Origin of the sequence: Nitrospira sp. MA-1, assembly GCA_032139905.1 — a bacterium.
Classification (GTDB): Bacteria; Nitrospirota; Nitrospiria; order Nitrospirales; family UBA8639; genus Nitrospira_E.
Genome location: JAQJDB010000007.1, coordinates 1,759,507 through 1,776,099, shown reverse-complemented (window position 1 = coordinate 1,776,099; position 16,593 = coordinate 1,759,507). Strand labels below are relative to the sequence as shown.

The window sequence follows — 16,593 nt, the reverse complement described above, 5'->3', positions numbered from 1 at the left end:
CACGAGTGCGGCCGCCGACAGTGCGGTCAACCTGGTGGTCTCGACGGGCCCGGCGGTGCCGAATGTCGTGGGAAAAACCCAGGCAGCAGCTCAAACCGCTATTACCACGGCAGGGTTGAAGCTGGGTACGGTGAACTCGACGAACAGTCCGACAGTTCCTATTGGGAGAATCATCAGTCAGACTCCCGCACCAGGAACCAGGGTGGCGGCAGGTAGTGTTGTGAATCTGGTCGTCTCCCTTGGAATCGCAGTTCCGAAGGTCGTGGGCTTGCCGCAGGCCGCGGCGCAATCCGCCATTTCCGGTGCAGGCTTGACGGTAGGGACGGTGACGACAGCAAATAGTGCGACCGTGGCGATTGGTTCGATCATCAGTCAAAATCCGACTGCGGGAAGCAATGTGGCGGCGGGCAGTGTGGTAGACCTGGTGGTATCGCTAGGGGCTCAGATACCGAATGTCGTGGGATTGAAACAGGCTGCGGCAAAAGAAGCCCTTACCACGGCTGGGCTAACAGTGGGAATTGTGACGACGGCCATTAGTGCTACGGTGCCGATTGGCGACGTTATGAGTCAAAAGCCGGGCGCAGGGACCAATGTGGATCCAGGAAGTGCAGTCGCCCTGGTTATCTCGTCCGGGCAGCCGGTTTTTCTCATGGGCGTGCAAAATGATCCCAAGACCGGACCACTCGTAAATAGTCTTTACCGGCTTCGCACTGATGGGGTGGTAACCAAAATTGGAGATCTGACGCATCGTACGCATGGCTTGGCCTATGTCGGGACCACCTTGTATTCCGTCGAGGAACTGTCTCTTTCTCCACAGCCAGGGGCGCCGCTAAATTTGTATCGGGTGAATCCGGGGAGCGGGGCTTCGCTGGCCAAGATCCCACTGTCATTGTCCACAGGCGAATCAGTAGAGGGCGGGCGAGGGCTGGCCACGGAGCCTGGGACCAATCAACTATGGGGCTTACTCGTGGTCAGATCCGAAGCAAATAATATCCGCCGGTTAGTAACGATTAATCCGACCACCGGCCTGGCGACCCAAAAGGCCAAACTCTTCGGAAACTTTATGGATCTGGTCTTTGATGGGGCTGGAACGCTCTATGCGATCACGGATAACCGGCCGGTGCCAAGGGGGGCCAACGTACTTCCGGCCAGAATTTATAAGGTGAATAAGACGACGGGGGCCACGACGGAATTCCTGGATGTTTCGGCCGGCGCCGTGGCGGGGCAATCGAATTTTCGAGAAAGTGAAACGATTGGGGTCGGACCTTCATCCGACCTATTGTATCATCTCTCCGGTCAGCATAAGGTAACTCCAGGATTCACCAAGAATATTTTGTTTGAATCGATCAATCTGACCACGAAAGCCCGAAAGGCGATGGCGATCACGGGTCCCGACTTTTTTGTGACAACAGCCTTGACCCTGGTGCCACCCACAGGTCCTCCGGCTTTGGGAGACCTGGATGCGTCGGGCACGGCCGATCTGATCTGGCGCAATCAGAATGATGGCAGCACCGCGATCTGGTTGATGAACGGAACGACAATCGCCGCATCAGGATTTCCAGGGGGGGTGCCGAGGGTTTGGCAGATTGCGGGCGTAGGCGATGTCAATGGCGATGGTAAGGCAGACGTCATCTGGCGAAATGGTTCGAGTGGCACGGTAGCCGTGTGGTTGATGAACGGGGTGTCGGTGACGTCCGTGGGTTTTCCCGGAAGCACGTCGACAGCGTTTGAGATTGCCGGGGTGGGCGATGTGAATGGCGATGGTAAAGCCGACGTGGTCTGGCGGAACACCACTGATGGCAGCACGGCCATTTGGTTGATGAACGGGACCGCAATTGCTTCCTCCGGTTTTCCGGACGGAGTGTCTTTGGCCTGGCAAATCGAGGGCGTGGGCGATGTGAATGGGGACGGTAATGCCGATGTCATTTGGCGCAATGGAATCAATGGGGGAGTAGCTGTGTGGTTGATGAACGGGGTGTCGGTGACGGCAGTCGGCTTTGTCGGAGTCGCCCCAACCGCTTTTGAAATTGCCGGCGTGGGCGATGTGAACGGCGATGGCAAGGCGGATCTGATCTGGCGCAATCAGATTGATGGCAGTACCGCGATCTGGGTAATGAATGGGACCGCCATTGCCACGGCAGGCTTTCCGGGTGGAGTGCCCGTAGCCTGGAAAATTTCTCAAGTCGGTGATGTGAATGGGGATGGCAATGCCGATGTTATCTGGCGCAATGAAAAGAGTGCCATCGTGGCCGTCTGGCTAATGAACGGGTTGTCCATTTCAGCAGTGGGTTTCCCTGGCTCCGCTCCCTCAGATTGGGAAATACAGTAGACACGGATTCCGAGCTGATCCATTTACCGGGCTCATAGGGATAAGGTGGAACGCGTAAATTTCCACATGGTGCATTTTTTATCAAATTTCATTTCTCTCTTGCTCGTGATCAGGTATCTTTCGTCCACGTAGTTTAATACACGACCGGACCCCCATTAATGTGATGCAGGTTCAGCACCAAACAGGGTTGAATCTAACCCCTCAGAGGTTACATAGATGTCACAAGTTGATATTTTTGCGGCTGTCGGTTTTCGTAAGCCTCGTTTTCCTCACCTTTATTTTCCCAGCGACAGCAAGTGCCGTAGAAGTTCCTAATTTAATCGGGATCCCACAGGCTACTGCAGAGTCAGATATTACGAATCTCGGTCTCACTGTGGGAGTTGTGACGGCTGCCATTAGTGGTGGGGTGCCCATTGGCAACGTTATCAGTCACGATCCGGCGGCCGGGATTAATGTCGTACCGGGCAGTCCGGTGAACTTCGTGATTTCCGGAGTGGCAGTGCCGAGTGTGGTGGGGTTGGCAGAGGTCGCGGCCCAAACCGCTCTTACAGATGCGAGTCTCACTGTAGGTACGGTGACGACGGCCAATAATGCCACGGTGCCGATTGGGAACGTCATCAGTCAGAATCCGGCGGCCGGGACCATTGTGTTTCAGGGTAATGGAGTGGCCTTTGAGGTGTCTCTTGGTATTGCGGTGCCGAATGTGGTGGGCTTACCCCAAGGCACGGCACAATCGGCGATTACCAGTGCCAGTCTGACTGTGGGCACCGTGACGATGGCCAATAGTCCGATGGTGGCCATTGGGAACGTCATCAGTCAAAATCCTGTGGCAGGAACCAATGTGGAAGCGGGCAGTGCGGTGGCCTTGGTGGTGTCTCTGGGTGCCTCGGTGCCGAATGTGGTGGGGTTGGCACAGGCTGCGGCACAGACCGCCATTACGAATGCGGGTCTCACAGTGGGCACGGTGACATCGGCTAACAGTGCCACCGTACCTATTGGGACTGTTATCAGTCAGAATCCCGTAGCGGGGGGCAATGTGGCACCAGGCAGTCCCGTCGACTTTGTGGTGTCCCTGGGTACCTCGGTGCCGAATGTGGTGGGTTTGACGCAGGCGGCGGCGCAGTCGGCCATTACGGGAGCGGGTCTGACGGTAGGAACCATCACGAACAGCAGTCATGCGTCGGTGCCGTCGGGTAATGTCATCAGTCAGAATCCTGGGGCCGGAAGTAATGTGGCGCCAGGTAGTGCGGTGGCATTGGTGGTGTCCCTGGGGCCGGCGGTGCCCAATGTAGTGGGCTTGACGCAGGAGGCGGCGCAAGCGGCGATAACCTCGGCGGGTTTGACGGTGGGAACGGTCGGTTCGACCAATAGTCAGACGGTGGCCATCGGAAGAGTCATTAGTCAAACTCCCCCGCCGGGAACCATTGTGACAGCGGGCACTGCGGTGAACTTGGTGGTTTCCCTTGGTACTGCGGTCCCGAATGTGGTGGGCCAGGCGCAAGCGGCCGCCGAGACGGCGATTACGAATGTTGGTTTGATAGTGGGCACCGTCACGCAGGCCGGCAGTGCGACGGTGGCCGCGGGTAATGTCATCAGTCAGAATCCAGGGGCCGGAAATAATGTGGCGCCAGGTAGCGCAGTGGCGTTGGTGGTGTCCCTGGGGCCGGTAGTGCCGAATGTGGTGGGTTTGATGCAGGCGGCGGCGCAAACGGCGATAACCTCGGCGGGTTTGACGGTGGGTACCTTGACAACTTCCACGAGTGCTACGGTGCCCATTGGGAGAGTCATCAGTCAAACCCCCGCGTCAGGAACCAGTGTGACGGCGGGCAGTGCAGTGAACCTGGTCGTTTCCCTTGGCGCCGCCGTGCCGAATGTCGTGGGTTTGGGCCAGGCGGCCGCGCAAACCGCCATAACCGGTGCGGGCTTGACGGTGGGGACGGTGACGACCGCCACGAGTCCAACGGTGGCGATTGGCGCCGTCATCAGTCAAAATCCCATAGCGGGCGCCAATGTGGCGCCGGGCAGTGCGGTGAACTTGGTGGTATCGTTAGGAGCCCAGGTGCCCGATGTCGTGGGTTTGACGCAGGGCATCGCTCAGACGGCTTTGATTACGGCGGGCCTGATAGTGGGGACGGTGACGCCGGTTTTTAGCGACACGATCCCTCTCGGAAATGTGATCAGTCAAAATCCCACAGCAGGGATGAAGGTAGCACCGGGCAGTTCGGTGGCCCTGGAGATTTCATCCGGGCCCCCGGCTTTTCTGATGGGCGTGCAAAATGATTCCCGTACCGGACCGCTGGTGAATAGCCTCTACCGCCTTCGCACCAATGGGGTGGTAACCAAAATCGCAGATCTGACGCATCGCACGCATGGCTTGGCGTTTGTTGGATCTATGTTGTATTCCGTCGAGGAGTTGACGCTTGCGCAACAGACTGGAACTCCGCCGAAGATGTTTCGGCTCAATCCCGATACCGGTGCCACGCTGGCTACGATCTCCCTGTCGTTGTCCACGGGTGAATCGTTAGAGGGCGGGCGCGGGCTGGCCACGGAACCTGGGACCAATCAGCTGTGGGGGTTGCTCGTGGTCACTTCCGAAGTGAACAATGCCCGCAGGTTAGTAACGATAAATCCGACGACGGGCCTGGCGACCCAAAAGGCCAAACTCTTCGGAAACTTTATGGACCTGGCTTTTGATGCCGCTGGAACGCTTTATGCGATTACGGATAACCGACCGGTGTCCGGAGGAGCCGTGAATCCAGCCAGAATTTATACGGTGAATAAGACGACGGGGGCCACGACGGAATTCCTGGATGTCTCGGCCGGCGCGGTAGCCGGCCAACCGAATTTCCGAGAAAGTGAGACCATTGGGGTGGGGACTTCATCTGACCTGCTGTATCACCTTTCCGGGCAGCATAAGGTGACCCCAGGATTTACGAAGAATATTCTGTTTGAAACGATCAATGTAAATAATAAAGCCAGAAATGAGATAACGCTTACGGGCCCGGACTTTTTTGTGACGACGGCCTTGGCCCTGGTTCCACCCATGAGCCCGAGCCTTTCAACCTTGGGAGATCTGGACGCGTCCGGTACGACCGACCTGGTTTGGCGGAACACCGCTGATGGCAGTACGGCGATCTGGTTGATGAACGGAACGAGAATCGCCGGTTCCGGCTTTCCAGGCGGGGTGCCGCTGGCTTGGCAGATCGGGGGAGTGGGCGATGTGAACGGCGATGGCAAGGCGGATGTCATCTGGCGAAATGCCACCGGTACGGTGGCCGTGTGGTTGATGAACGGGGTGTCGGTGACGTCCGTGGGCTTCCCCGGAAGCACGTCGACAGCGTTTGAGATTGCCGGGGTGGGCGATGTGAATGGTGATGGCAAAGCCGACCTGGTCTGGCGCAACACGTCTGATGGGAGTACCGCCATCTGGTTGATGAATGGGACCGCAATTGCGGCTTCCGGTTTTCCGGGCGGGGTGCCGCTGGCTTGGCGCATCGCGGGCGTAGGCGATGTGAATGGCGATGGCAAGGCGGATGTCATCTGGCGGAATGCCGCTGGCACGGTGGCCGTCTGGCTGATGAACGGATTTAGTATCTTGGGGGTCGGCTTTTCCGGTAGTGCTTCAACGGCGTTTGAGATTGCCGGCGTGGGCGATGTCAACGGGGATGGCAAAGCCGACCTGGTCTGGCGCAACCAGAGTGACGGGAGTACCGCGATCTGGTTAATGAATGGGACTGCCATTGCCATGGCGGGTTTCCCGGGCGGTGTGCCATTAGCATGGAAAATTTCTCAAGTTGGTGATGTGAATGGGGATGGCAAGGCGGATGTCATCTGGCGGAATGCCACTGGCACGGTGGCCGTCTGGTTGATGAACGGTTTGTCAATTTCCACTGTGGGGTTCCCCGGTTCGGCTTCCTCAGTCTGGGAGATTCAGTAGATATGCATTTCAGTCGGTTGGGGACACCAGGCCACCGTGTTGAGAGGATGACACGCGTAAACCCCTTCATGTTACAATGAGACTTATTTTTCCTTGCTCCTGATGAGTCACCCTTTAGTCACCTGATTTACCACACAACCGAACCCTCCCCCATTGCAGAGACAACGAGACCCCCTTCTTTAAATTCAACGAAATAAGCAATAAGAACCCATGGGGCAGGTGCATGCGGCAGCCTAAACAGGCGAGCCTTGGTCGCCCTGTAATGGGCTCGATTCTTGCTGAATGGAGTTAACGACATGAACGTGATGAAAGTTCTGCACCAGAATGGATTGAATTTTAATTTGACCTGCCAGAAATTTGAAAAAGGTTTCACGTCGATCCTTTTGCGCCCGGTGGTTCTGGTGAGTCTGCTTTTCCTCACCTGTGCCTTACCGGCAACGGCAGGAGCCGAAGAGGTCCCTAATGTTGTCGGAAGCCCACAAGCCACAGCAGAGGCGGCTATTACCAGCAACAATCTGTTAGTGGGGGTCGTGACGCCGGTCAATAGCCCCGCGGTGCCCATCGGCACGGTCATCAGTCAAGATCCAGCGGCAGGAATCAATGTGGTACCTGGCAGTCCTGTGGACCTCGTGATATCCGGAGTGGCTGTGCCGAATGTGGTGGGATTGGCGCAGACTGTGGCCCAAACCGCCATTGCGGCAGCAGGTCTCACGGTGGGAGCAGAGTCCACAGTCAATAGTGGCACGGTGCCCATCGGTGACGTTATCAGTCAAACCCCCGCAGCGGGGACCAATGTGTTGCCGGGTAATGCCGTAACCCTGGTGGTGTCCCTGGGCACAGCCGTGCCGGATCTGGTTGGCATGTCGCAGTCGGCGGCAGTAACGGCAATTACCACGGCCAACCTGACCGTGGGACCGGTAACGACGGCTACCAGTACGACGGTGCCGGCGGGCGTGGTCATCAGTCAATCCCCGGCAGCGGGGAGCAATGTCCCGCCGGGTAGTGCGGTGACTCTTGTCGTGTCCCTTGGGGCCAAGGTGCCCAATGTGGTGGGGTTGACTCAGGCCGCTGCAGATACCGCCCTCACCAAGGCAGGTTTGACGCTGGGAGCGGTGACGACGGCTACCAGTGAGACGGTGCCCGCGGGGACAGTCATCAGTCAATCCCCGGTGGCCGAGTCGAATGTCGCTCCAGGTACCGCTGTGTCCTTGGTGGTATCCCTGGGAGTAGTGGTGCCAAAGGTGGTGGGCTTAACACAAGCCGCAGCCGAATCGGCGATTACCACGGTAAGCCTGACGGTAGGCAGGGTCACGAAGGCCAATAGCTCTAGCGTTGCGGCCGGCAGGGTCATTAGTCAGAATCCGGCGGCAGAGGCTAAGGTGAAGGCAGGCAGTGCTGTGGATTTGGTGGTGTCCCTTGGGGCCAAGGTGCCCAATGTCGTCGAGATTTCAAAGGGTAGTGCGCAAACAGCTTTGAGTTCAGCCGGGCTGAAAGTTGGTAAGGTGACCTCGGCCAACAGTCAAACTGTGGCCGTAGGGAATGTAATCAGTCAAGATCCGCCAGCAGGGTCAAATGTGGCTCCAGGAAGTGCGGTCGATCTGGTGGTGTCGCTGGGGACAGCGGTACCCACTGTTGTAAATAAATCACAGACTGCGGCGCAAACGGCCATTACCAACGTTGGCTTGACGGTGGGGAATGTAACATCAGTCTTTAGCGAGAAGGTTCCTATCGGAAACGTAACCAGTCAAACTCCCAAAGGTGGGGAGAATGTGGATCCAGGTAGTTCCGTCGAATTAGTCATTTCCTCGGGCCCGCCGGTTCTCCTCATGGGTGTGCAAAATGATCCCAAGACCGGGCCTCTGGTGAATAGTCTCTACCGCCTTCGTACCGATGGGGTAGTCACCAAAATTGGGGATCTGAAGCACCGCACGCATGGCTTGGCCTATGTCGGGGCCAACTTGTATTCCGTAGAGGAGCTGACGCTTGCGAAACAGGCAGGGACTCCGCCGAATCTGTATCGGCTCAATCCCAGCACTGGGGCCACCTTAGCTACCATTCCCTTATCGCTGTCCACAGGTGAGTCCTTAGAGGGTGGGCGCGGGCTGGCCACGATGCCTGGGAGCAATCAATTATGGGCCTTGCTCGTGGTCACGTCTGAAGTGAATAGTTTCCGGCGGTTGGTGACGATTAATCCGACGACCGGGCTGGCCACACAAAAAGCGAAACTTTCCGGAAACTTCATGGACCTGGCCTTTGATGCCGCTGGGACACTGTATGCGATTACGGATAACCGACCGGTGTCCGGGGGAGCCGTGGCGCCGGCCCGGATTTATACGCTGAATAAGACGACCGGCGCTCCAACGGAATTTCTGAATGTCTCGGCCGGCGCGGTGGCCGGCCAACCGAATTTTCGAGAGAGTGAGACCATAGGGGTAGGGTCGTCGCCAGATCTACTCTATCATCTCTCTGGGCAGCATAAGGTGACCTCTGGATTTACCAAGAATATTTTGTTTGAGCAGATCCATCGAACCACGAAGGCCAGAACGGCAATTCCGCTCACGGGCCCGGACTTTTTTGTGACGACGGCCTTGACGTTGGTCCCATCCACGAATTCGAATTCAAGTACCGGTCCTCCGGCTTTGGCCGATCTGGATGCGTCCGGCACGACTGATCTGATCTGGCAAAACAGCAAAGATGGCACCACGGCCATCTGGTTGATGAATGGAACGACGATCGCAGCGACCGGCTTTCCAGGCGGAGTCCCCGCGGTCTGGCAGATCGCGGGTGTGGGTGATGTGAACGGCGATGGCAAGGGTGATGTTATCTGGCGCAATGGTAAGAGTGGCACGGTGGCTGTGTGGTTGATGAACGGGGTGTCGGTGACGTCTGTGGGTTTTCCAGGAAGTGCGTCGACAGCGTTTGAGATATCCGGTGTGGGCGATGTGAATGGCGATGGCAAAGCCGACCTGGTCTGGCGTAACACAAATGACGGCAGTACGGCGATCTGGTTGATGAACGGAACGAAAATTGCGGCCCCTGGATTTCCTGGCGGTGTGCCGGTAGGTTGGCAAATTGCAGGGGTGGGCGATGTGAATGGGGATAGTAAGGCGGATGTCATCTGGCGCAATGGGGCGAGCGGTACAGTGGCCGTGTGGCTGATGAACGGGTTAGGTATTGCGGGGGTCGGTTTTCCCGGAAGCGCCTCCCCGGCGTTTAAGGTTTCGGGCGTGGGCGATGTCAATGGTGATGGGAAAGCCGATCTGGTCTGGCGTAACACAAATGACGGCAGTACGGCGATCTGGTTGATGAACGGAACGAAAATTGCGGCCCCTGGATTTCCTGGCGGTGTGCCGGTAGGTTGGCAAATTGCAGGGGTGGGCGATGTGAATGGGGATAGTAAGGCGGATGTCATCTGGCGCAATGGCTCGAGTGGGACCGTGGCTATCTGGCTGATGAATGGAGTTTCGATTTCGAACGTGGGGTTCCCGGGCTCCGCCCCATCGGACTGGGAGATTCAGTAGACATTGGTTGGAACAGAACTCCAACCGGCACATTCATACGTACGGAATCCGCCATCATCTCCAGTTCTTCCAATGGAGAGGAAGGTATTGCGGGGGTATTCATGGAAAGGTAAGTGCAGACGAGAGTATGAATTTAAACTCCTGTGATGCCATAATATTCAGCCAATTGTTGCCGTATGGAACACACAACGTGGACACAATGCAAATTCAGCCTCATGGCGACTTGAACCTGGCTCACCGCGCCACCTGTCGAAGACTCAATTCGTTCGTTTTGCAACTGGGAGTGCTGGTATGTCTGCTGTTTCTCACCTGTGCCATGCCTATGACCGCAAGGGCTGTAGAAGTCCCCAATGTAGTGGGGAGCACACAAGCTAAGGCTGAGGAGGCCATTACCAAAGCCAATCTGAGGGTAGGAACTGTCACTTCGGCGAAGAGTGTGACTATCCTGCCGGGTACCATTATCAGTCAGGATCCGGCAGCAGGCATTAATGTGGTTCGACGCAGTCGGATTGATCTGGTGGTTTCTGGGGTGGAGGTTCCTGACGTCGTTGGCCGGAAACAAGCTGACGCCCAAAAGGATCTGACCAAAGCAGGCTTAATCATAGGGAGGGTGACGACGGTCAATAGTACCGTTGTGGCGGAGGGCAGAGTCATCAGTCAAACTCCCACGGCCGGAACCAAAGGGGCATTTGGCAGTCCGGTGGACCTGGTGGTGTCTCTGGGCGGCAGAGTACCGAATGTGGTGGGGTTGACGCAGGCGGACGCGCAATCGGTGATTATTACGGCCGGTTTTACCGTGGGAGCAGTCACGACGGCCATTAGTGTCACAGTTGTCCCGGGCAAGGTTATGAGTCAGAAACCTGGAGCCGGAACTAAGGTGGCGGCGGGCACTGCTGTGGCCCTGGTTGTGTCCGTTGGGGCAAAGGTTCCCAATGTCGTTGGTCGTACGCAAGCTGAGGCCCAGAAGGCCATTACCACCGTGGGCTTAACTATGGGGACGGTGACGATGGCCAATAGTGCCGCAGTGGCGGTGGGTAAAGTCATTAGTCAAAACCCAGGGGCGGGCACGAATGTGGTGCCAGGTAGTGCCGTAGCGCTAGTCGTGTCGCTGGGGACCGCCGTGCCCGATGTCGTAGGCTTGACACAGAGCAGTGCTCAAACGACCCTGATCGGCGGGGGCTTAACTGTGGGGACCGTGACTGCGGCAAATAGCGAGACAGTGCCTAGCGGCACCGTCATCAGTCAAATACCCGTGGCAGGAATAAAAGTGACCCCAGGCAGTTCCGTTGCCCTGGTCATTTCTTCCGGACCGCCGGTATTTCTTCTTGGCGTACAAAATGATTCCAAGACCGGGCCGCTCGTAAATAGCCTCTACCGCCTTCGCACCAATGGGGTGGTGACCAAAATTGGAGATCTGACGCACCGCACGCACGGTTTGGCCTTTGTCGGGTCTACCCTGTATTCGGTTGAAGAGCTGACGCTTGCGAAACAGGCAGGGACCCCGCCGAATCTGTATCGGCTTAATCCCGACACCGGCGTCCAGTTGGGCAAGATTCCTCTGTCGTTATCGACGGGAGAATCTCTAACGGGTGGGCGGGGACTGGCCACGGAGCCTGGGACTGGGCAACTATGGGGCTTGCTCGTGGTGACATCCGAAGTGAATAGTTTCCGCCGGTTGGTGACGATTAATCCGTCTACGGGCCTGGCCACGCAAAAGGCCAAACTGTTTGGAAACTTTATGGATCTGGCCTTTGATGCGGCCGGGACGCTCTATGCCATCACGGATAACCGACCGGTGCCCGGGGAGTCGCCCGTGTTACCCGCGCGGATTTATACGGTGAATAAAACGACGGGTACGGCAACCGAATTTCTAGATGTTTCGGCCGGAGCAGTGGCGGGACAACCGAATTTTCGAGAAAGTGAAACTATTGGGATAGGGCCTACGTCGGATCTGCTGTATCATCTTTCCGGGCAGCATAAGGTGACCTCTGGATTTTCCAAAAACATTCTGTTTGAAGCGATTGAACAGACCACCAAAGCCAGAACCGCAATTCCGCTTTCGGGCCAGGACTTTTTTGTCACGACGGCCTTGACGTTGGTGCCAATCAGGACTGCTCCGGCCCTGGGAGATCTTGATGCCAATGGCAAAGCGGATCTGGTTTGGCGCAATACTTCCGATGGCAACACGGCCATCTGGTTGATGAATGGAACGACGATCGCCGCCTCAGGCTTTCCAGGCGGGGTGCCGGCAGCCTGGCAGATCGCGGGTGTGGGCGATGTGAATGGCGACGGCAAGGCAGATGTCATTTGGCGAAATGGTTCGAGCGGAGGTGTGGCCGTGTGGCTGATGGATGGGTTAACCATTCTCTCCACAGGATTTCCTGGTAGTGCCTCGCTGGCGTTTCGGATCATGGGCGTGGGCGATGTGAACGGGGATGGCAAGGCGGACCTGGTTTGGCGTAACACGACTGATGGGAGTACGGCCATCTGGTTGATGAATGGGACGGCTATTGCCGCCTCCGGTTTCCCTGGTGGGGTGCCGGAGACATGGCACATTGCCGGGGTTGGGGATGTGAATGGGGATAACCGGGCCGATGTCATTTGGCGGAATAGCACCAGTGGGGGTGTGGCCATTTGGCTAATGAACGGGTTATCGGTGACAGGCGTGGGCTTTCCCGGAAGTGCGTCGACAGCGTTTGAGATCATGGCCGTGGGCGATGTGAACGGCGATGGCAAGGCGGATCTGGTTTGGCGCAACACGACTGATGGGAGTACGGCCATCTGGTTGATGAATGGGACCGCTATTGCCGCCTCCGGTTTTCCTGGCGGGGTCCCAGCCGTTTGGCAACTAGCAGAGGCGCGGGATGTAAACGGGGATGGCAAGGCGGATGTTATTTGGCGAAATAGGACGAATGGGATGGTAGCTGTGTGGCTGATGAACGGCCTGACTATTTCCGCCGTGGGTTTCCCGGGATCGACCTCCACAGATTGGGAGATTCAGTAGCTCATAAATTCCCGCAATGGAGGGCCTTATCGAGAAACCAGGCAAAGGGCCATTCGAAAATGGACTATTGAGTAGGATCTGAGAATGGATTGAAGAAGTTACTGATAGGACTTGGCGCACCGCATGCCAATGTAAGGACTTTTCTTTTCAGGATTTTCTCGCGCCCGATAGGTTGACCGGGCAAAAATCGAACTCACACTCCAGGATCCTCCACGATGCACTTTCATGGACCCGGAGTCCGGTCCGCTGGGATTGTGGGCGAGGCTTGGTTGACTGTCATAGGGTGAATACCAGTCGAAGACCCACTCTGATACATTTCCAGCCATATCATGAACACCAAATGGGCTGACTCCATTCGAGAAGGTTCCAACTTCTAACGGGCCGGCTTTTCCTCGATCCAAAGCCGTTTGCATCCAATCAGCCCATTTTGCAATGGATACAAATGGTTTCCCTGCCCAATAATCCGCTGTGTTGGTTCGTTGAGGATCCCACGTATTTCCCCAAGGGTAGACATAGTCTTGAGGTCCTCTGGCAGCCAGTTCCCATTCTGCCTCGGTGGGAAGGCGTTTACCCGACCAGGTGCAATAGGCCGTCGCATCATACCATGTCACTCCGAGGACCGGATGGTCTGGTTGGTGAAATCGTTCATTCTCCCAGAATGCGGGGGCGTCCCGACCTGTGGATTCAAGAAATTCACGGTAGCGGCGATAGCTGACCTCATATTGATCAATATAATAGGCATTGAGGCTCACCTGACGTTGAGGAATTTCTGCTTGAAAGGCATTGAACTGGACTCCTGCAAAATCTTTCAGAAAGCCAGAAATTTGGTCCTCGGTACTTCCCATCCTAAATTCTCCTGCGGGAATCAAGATCATGGGGTCGGCCTTCTTGCCTGACAGGGCGGACTGAACGGTATCCGGTAAATCCTGTGGATGTAGCCGTGCTTCAAGGACAGCCTCAGGTTGAGATTCGATCGGTTGATCGCTGGTCACTGGCTGTGAGTCAGGAGACTTCTTGAACATATTCTCAAAAAATCCGAAAAACCCGGAACTCTCGTTCGGGGGTGAATCAACCACAGGAGGAGTGGTGGGGGAAGTGAAAGCGGGAACGGTCCCAGTTGATGGCGATCTTTCAGGGGTCGCTGACGGATTGTTTTCACCATTTGGAACAATTTGTGGTTGCGCAATTTTCGCCTCTAGTTCCTTACGCTCCTTTTCCGCAGCGACTCGTCGTCGCTCTTCTTCCAGAGCTGCCAGGCGACGCGCCTCCGCGGCTTCCTGTCGTTGTTCTTCCTCGGCGGCGAGTCGGGCCTTTCTGGCATTCAAGGCGGCCTCTTCCTTCAGTCGAGCGACTCGTTCCCGCTCTTCTTCCAGAGCTGCCAAGCGACGCGCTTCTGCGGCTTGCCTGCGTTCTTGCTCCTCGGCGGCGAGTCGTGCTTGTTCGGCTTTCAATGCGGCTTCTTCCTTCAGACGAGCTTGTTCGGCCGCCATTCGTTGGGCTTCGGCCAGTTGGGCCTGGCGGGTTTGTTCCTGCCTGGCCAAAGCCACCTTGCGTTCCTGTTCTTCGGCCGCCATTCGTTGGGCTTCGGCCAGTTGAGCCTGGCGGGTTTGTTCCTGCCTGGCCAAAGCTTCCTTGCGTTCCTGTTCTTCGGCCGCCATTCGTTGGGCCTCGGCCAGTTGAGCCTGGCGTATTTGTTCCTGTTTGGCCAAGGCCTCCTGGCGTCGCTGTTCTTCGGCCATTCGTCGGGCTTCAGCCAGTTGCATTTGACGCGTGAGTTCTCGTTGGGCCAACGCTTCTTTGCGCCGCTGTTCCTCGGCCTCAATTCTGGCCTGTTCCTCGGCCATTCGTCGGGCTTCAGCCAGTTGAGCTTGACGTGTGAGTTCTTGTTGCGCCAAGGCTTGTTTTCGTCTCTCTTCCACCTCGGCCAGTCTGGCTTGTTCGGCTTCCGCTCGCCGTCGTTCCTCTTCTGCTACCATTCGCTGGGCTATGGCCAGTTGAGTTTGAAGTTCTCGTTCCTGTTGTGCCAAGAGTTGTTTGCGTCGTTCCTCCTCAGCCGCCAGCTTGGCTTGTTGGGCTTCTAATTCGGCCTGTCGTTGAGCTAAGAGGATGGCTTGTTCATGACGGGCCTTTTCCGCGTCCACCCGTCGCCGTTCCTCTTCGGCAGCCACTCGTTTAGCTTCGGCAAGTTGCGCTAAGGCCAGTTGGCGTTGTTCTTCCTCCGCGGCCACCCTGGCCTGTTGGGCTTCTAACGCGGCTTCTTGTTGAGCAAGGAGGGTCTCCTTTTCCTGGCGGGCCTGTTCGGCAGCCACCCTCCGCCGCTCTTCCTCGGCCGCCAGTCGTTTGGCTTCGGCCAGTTGGGCCAGACGCGTTCGTTCCTGTTCCGCCAATTTTTTTCTTCTTTGTTCCTCTTCTTCGGCCACCCTGGCTTGTTCGGCCTTTAATTCAGCTTGTTGTTGAGCCAACAGGGCCGCTTGTTCCTGGCGGGCCTGTTCGGCAGCCACCCTCCGCCGCTCTTCCTCGGCCGCCAGGCGCTGGGCTTCGGCCAGTTGCGCTTGAAGATCTTTCTCTCGCTGTCGCTGTTCCTTCAACGTTTGGAGAGCCTGTAGTTCAAATTTTTCCCGTTCTGCCTCTAACGTGGCCGCCTCTTCTGCCAAGGATTTTTGTTTTTGAGCTTGCTCACTCTTTCCGGATGGTACCTTGTTATTGAAGACATCCAGGGGATTTCCAAAACTCTTTAAGAGTCCGACAATTGTCTCGATCGTCCCTGGAACAGGATTGCTTGAACCTCCTTGGCGATTTGGGCTATTCGCAATTTGAGGCCCGGAGGATTTTTTTTCGGGAATAAACACAAATTCTCCCTTATCCGGACTTAACCCCCACATTTCCGGTCTTTGCGCATGTTTATGGGTGAGAGCTGCCGATTGCACATGCTCATCGAGAAAGGTGAAGAGTTCGGATGTGGGAATGATGCCATCGCCGTTCAGATCCCCACGGCCTTTCCCGATGCCTTCCAGAAGATAATAGGTGAACACACTATGTTTCCACTTCGGTCCGGCTAAGGCTTGTTGCCCGGTTCCGCCTGCGGTTATCAATTGGCGGGCAGGTTCACTGGTAATCATCTCCAGATAATGGCCGGTCATTGGGGGAAACGAACGCTGATTCCGGCCGGCAATGCCTCCATAACAAATATCAATGAGAAATAAGACCTGTTTTGCCGGAAGGGCCTCAGACAGTTCACGAAGAATCTCCACGCTGATTGCCGTGTCTGGAAGAAGGCCAGGTTCGGTATCGACGGGCATCATGTAGCCAACCGGTTGTTGCTTGTCCTTGCCTGGAGTTTCTCCAATATGACCCGCAAAAAAGATAAGGACCCGATCATTTTTTTGTACCCGGGTAAGAAGGTTCTGGCGCAACTCGCGAAGAATTGCCGTTCTGGTGGCTTGAGTGTTGTACAGTGATGTGACCTTAAATCCCTGCCCCTCGAGCATACGGGCCACGGATTTCGCATCATCGACCGCATAGGCCAGACCGGCGAGATTCAGATATTTATCAATTCCTATGATGACAGCCCAGGCGTTTCCCTGAGTCTCGGCTATATATTGGGCAGGAGTTTTTCCGTTCACCGCATTACTTCGTGGATCTGCCTGCGCCTGTACCGGGAGGAACAATGTGATCAGGGCAAATACCAAGAAAGAGAGGAGAAAGAAGCGGGGATGGGCAAGGAATCCTCTCCTCGGAATGGAACTATATAAAACGGAATCAGACACGGGGCACCGGCTCCTGTGACGCATGTGTATTTTAT

General features: G+C 56.4%; 5 protein-coding genes. 4 read left to right on the top strand and 1 reads right to left on the bottom strand.

Translation table 11 applies throughout. The features are described from left to right. The 4 genes from PJI16_20810 to PJI16_20795 all read left to right on the top strand — a co-directional run. A partial coding sequence (locus PJI16_20810; protein ID MDT3780006.1) for a PASTA domain-containing protein occupies positions 1–2,329 on the top strand: 2,329 nt, incomplete at its 5' end. Between the two features lie 163 nt (positions 2,330–2,492). After that, positions 2,493–6,266, top strand: coding sequence for a PASTA domain-containing protein (locus PJI16_20805; GenBank protein ID MDT3780005.1), 3,774 nt, complete (start codon positions 2,493–2,495; stop codon positions 6,264–6,266). 296 nt (positions 6,267–6,562) lie between these two features. Next, positions 6,563–9,787 (top strand): PASTA domain-containing protein, encoded by a 3,225-nt coding sequence (locus PJI16_20800; protein ID MDT3780004.1) that lies wholly within the window; start codon positions 6,563–6,565, stop codon positions 9,785–9,787. Positions 9,788–9,986: 199 nt separating this feature from the next. Beyond that, positions 9,987–12,791 carry a PASTA domain-containing protein gene (locus PJI16_20795; GenBank protein ID MDT3780003.1) on the top strand — a complete coding sequence of 935 codons (2,805 nt, stop codon included), beginning with the start codon at positions 9,987–9,989 and terminating at the stop codon, positions 12,789–12,791. Between the two features lie 98 nt (positions 12,792–12,889). On the opposite strand, the gene PJI16_20790 is transcribed toward PJI16_20795, so the two are convergent. After that, a complete protein-coding gene (locus PJI16_20790) occupies positions 12,890–16,558 on the bottom strand; it encodes an SUMF1/EgtB/PvdO family nonheme iron enzyme (GenBank protein MDT3780002.1) in 3,669 nt (1,222 codons plus the stop codon). Positions 16,559–16,593: the final 35 nt, after the last annotated feature.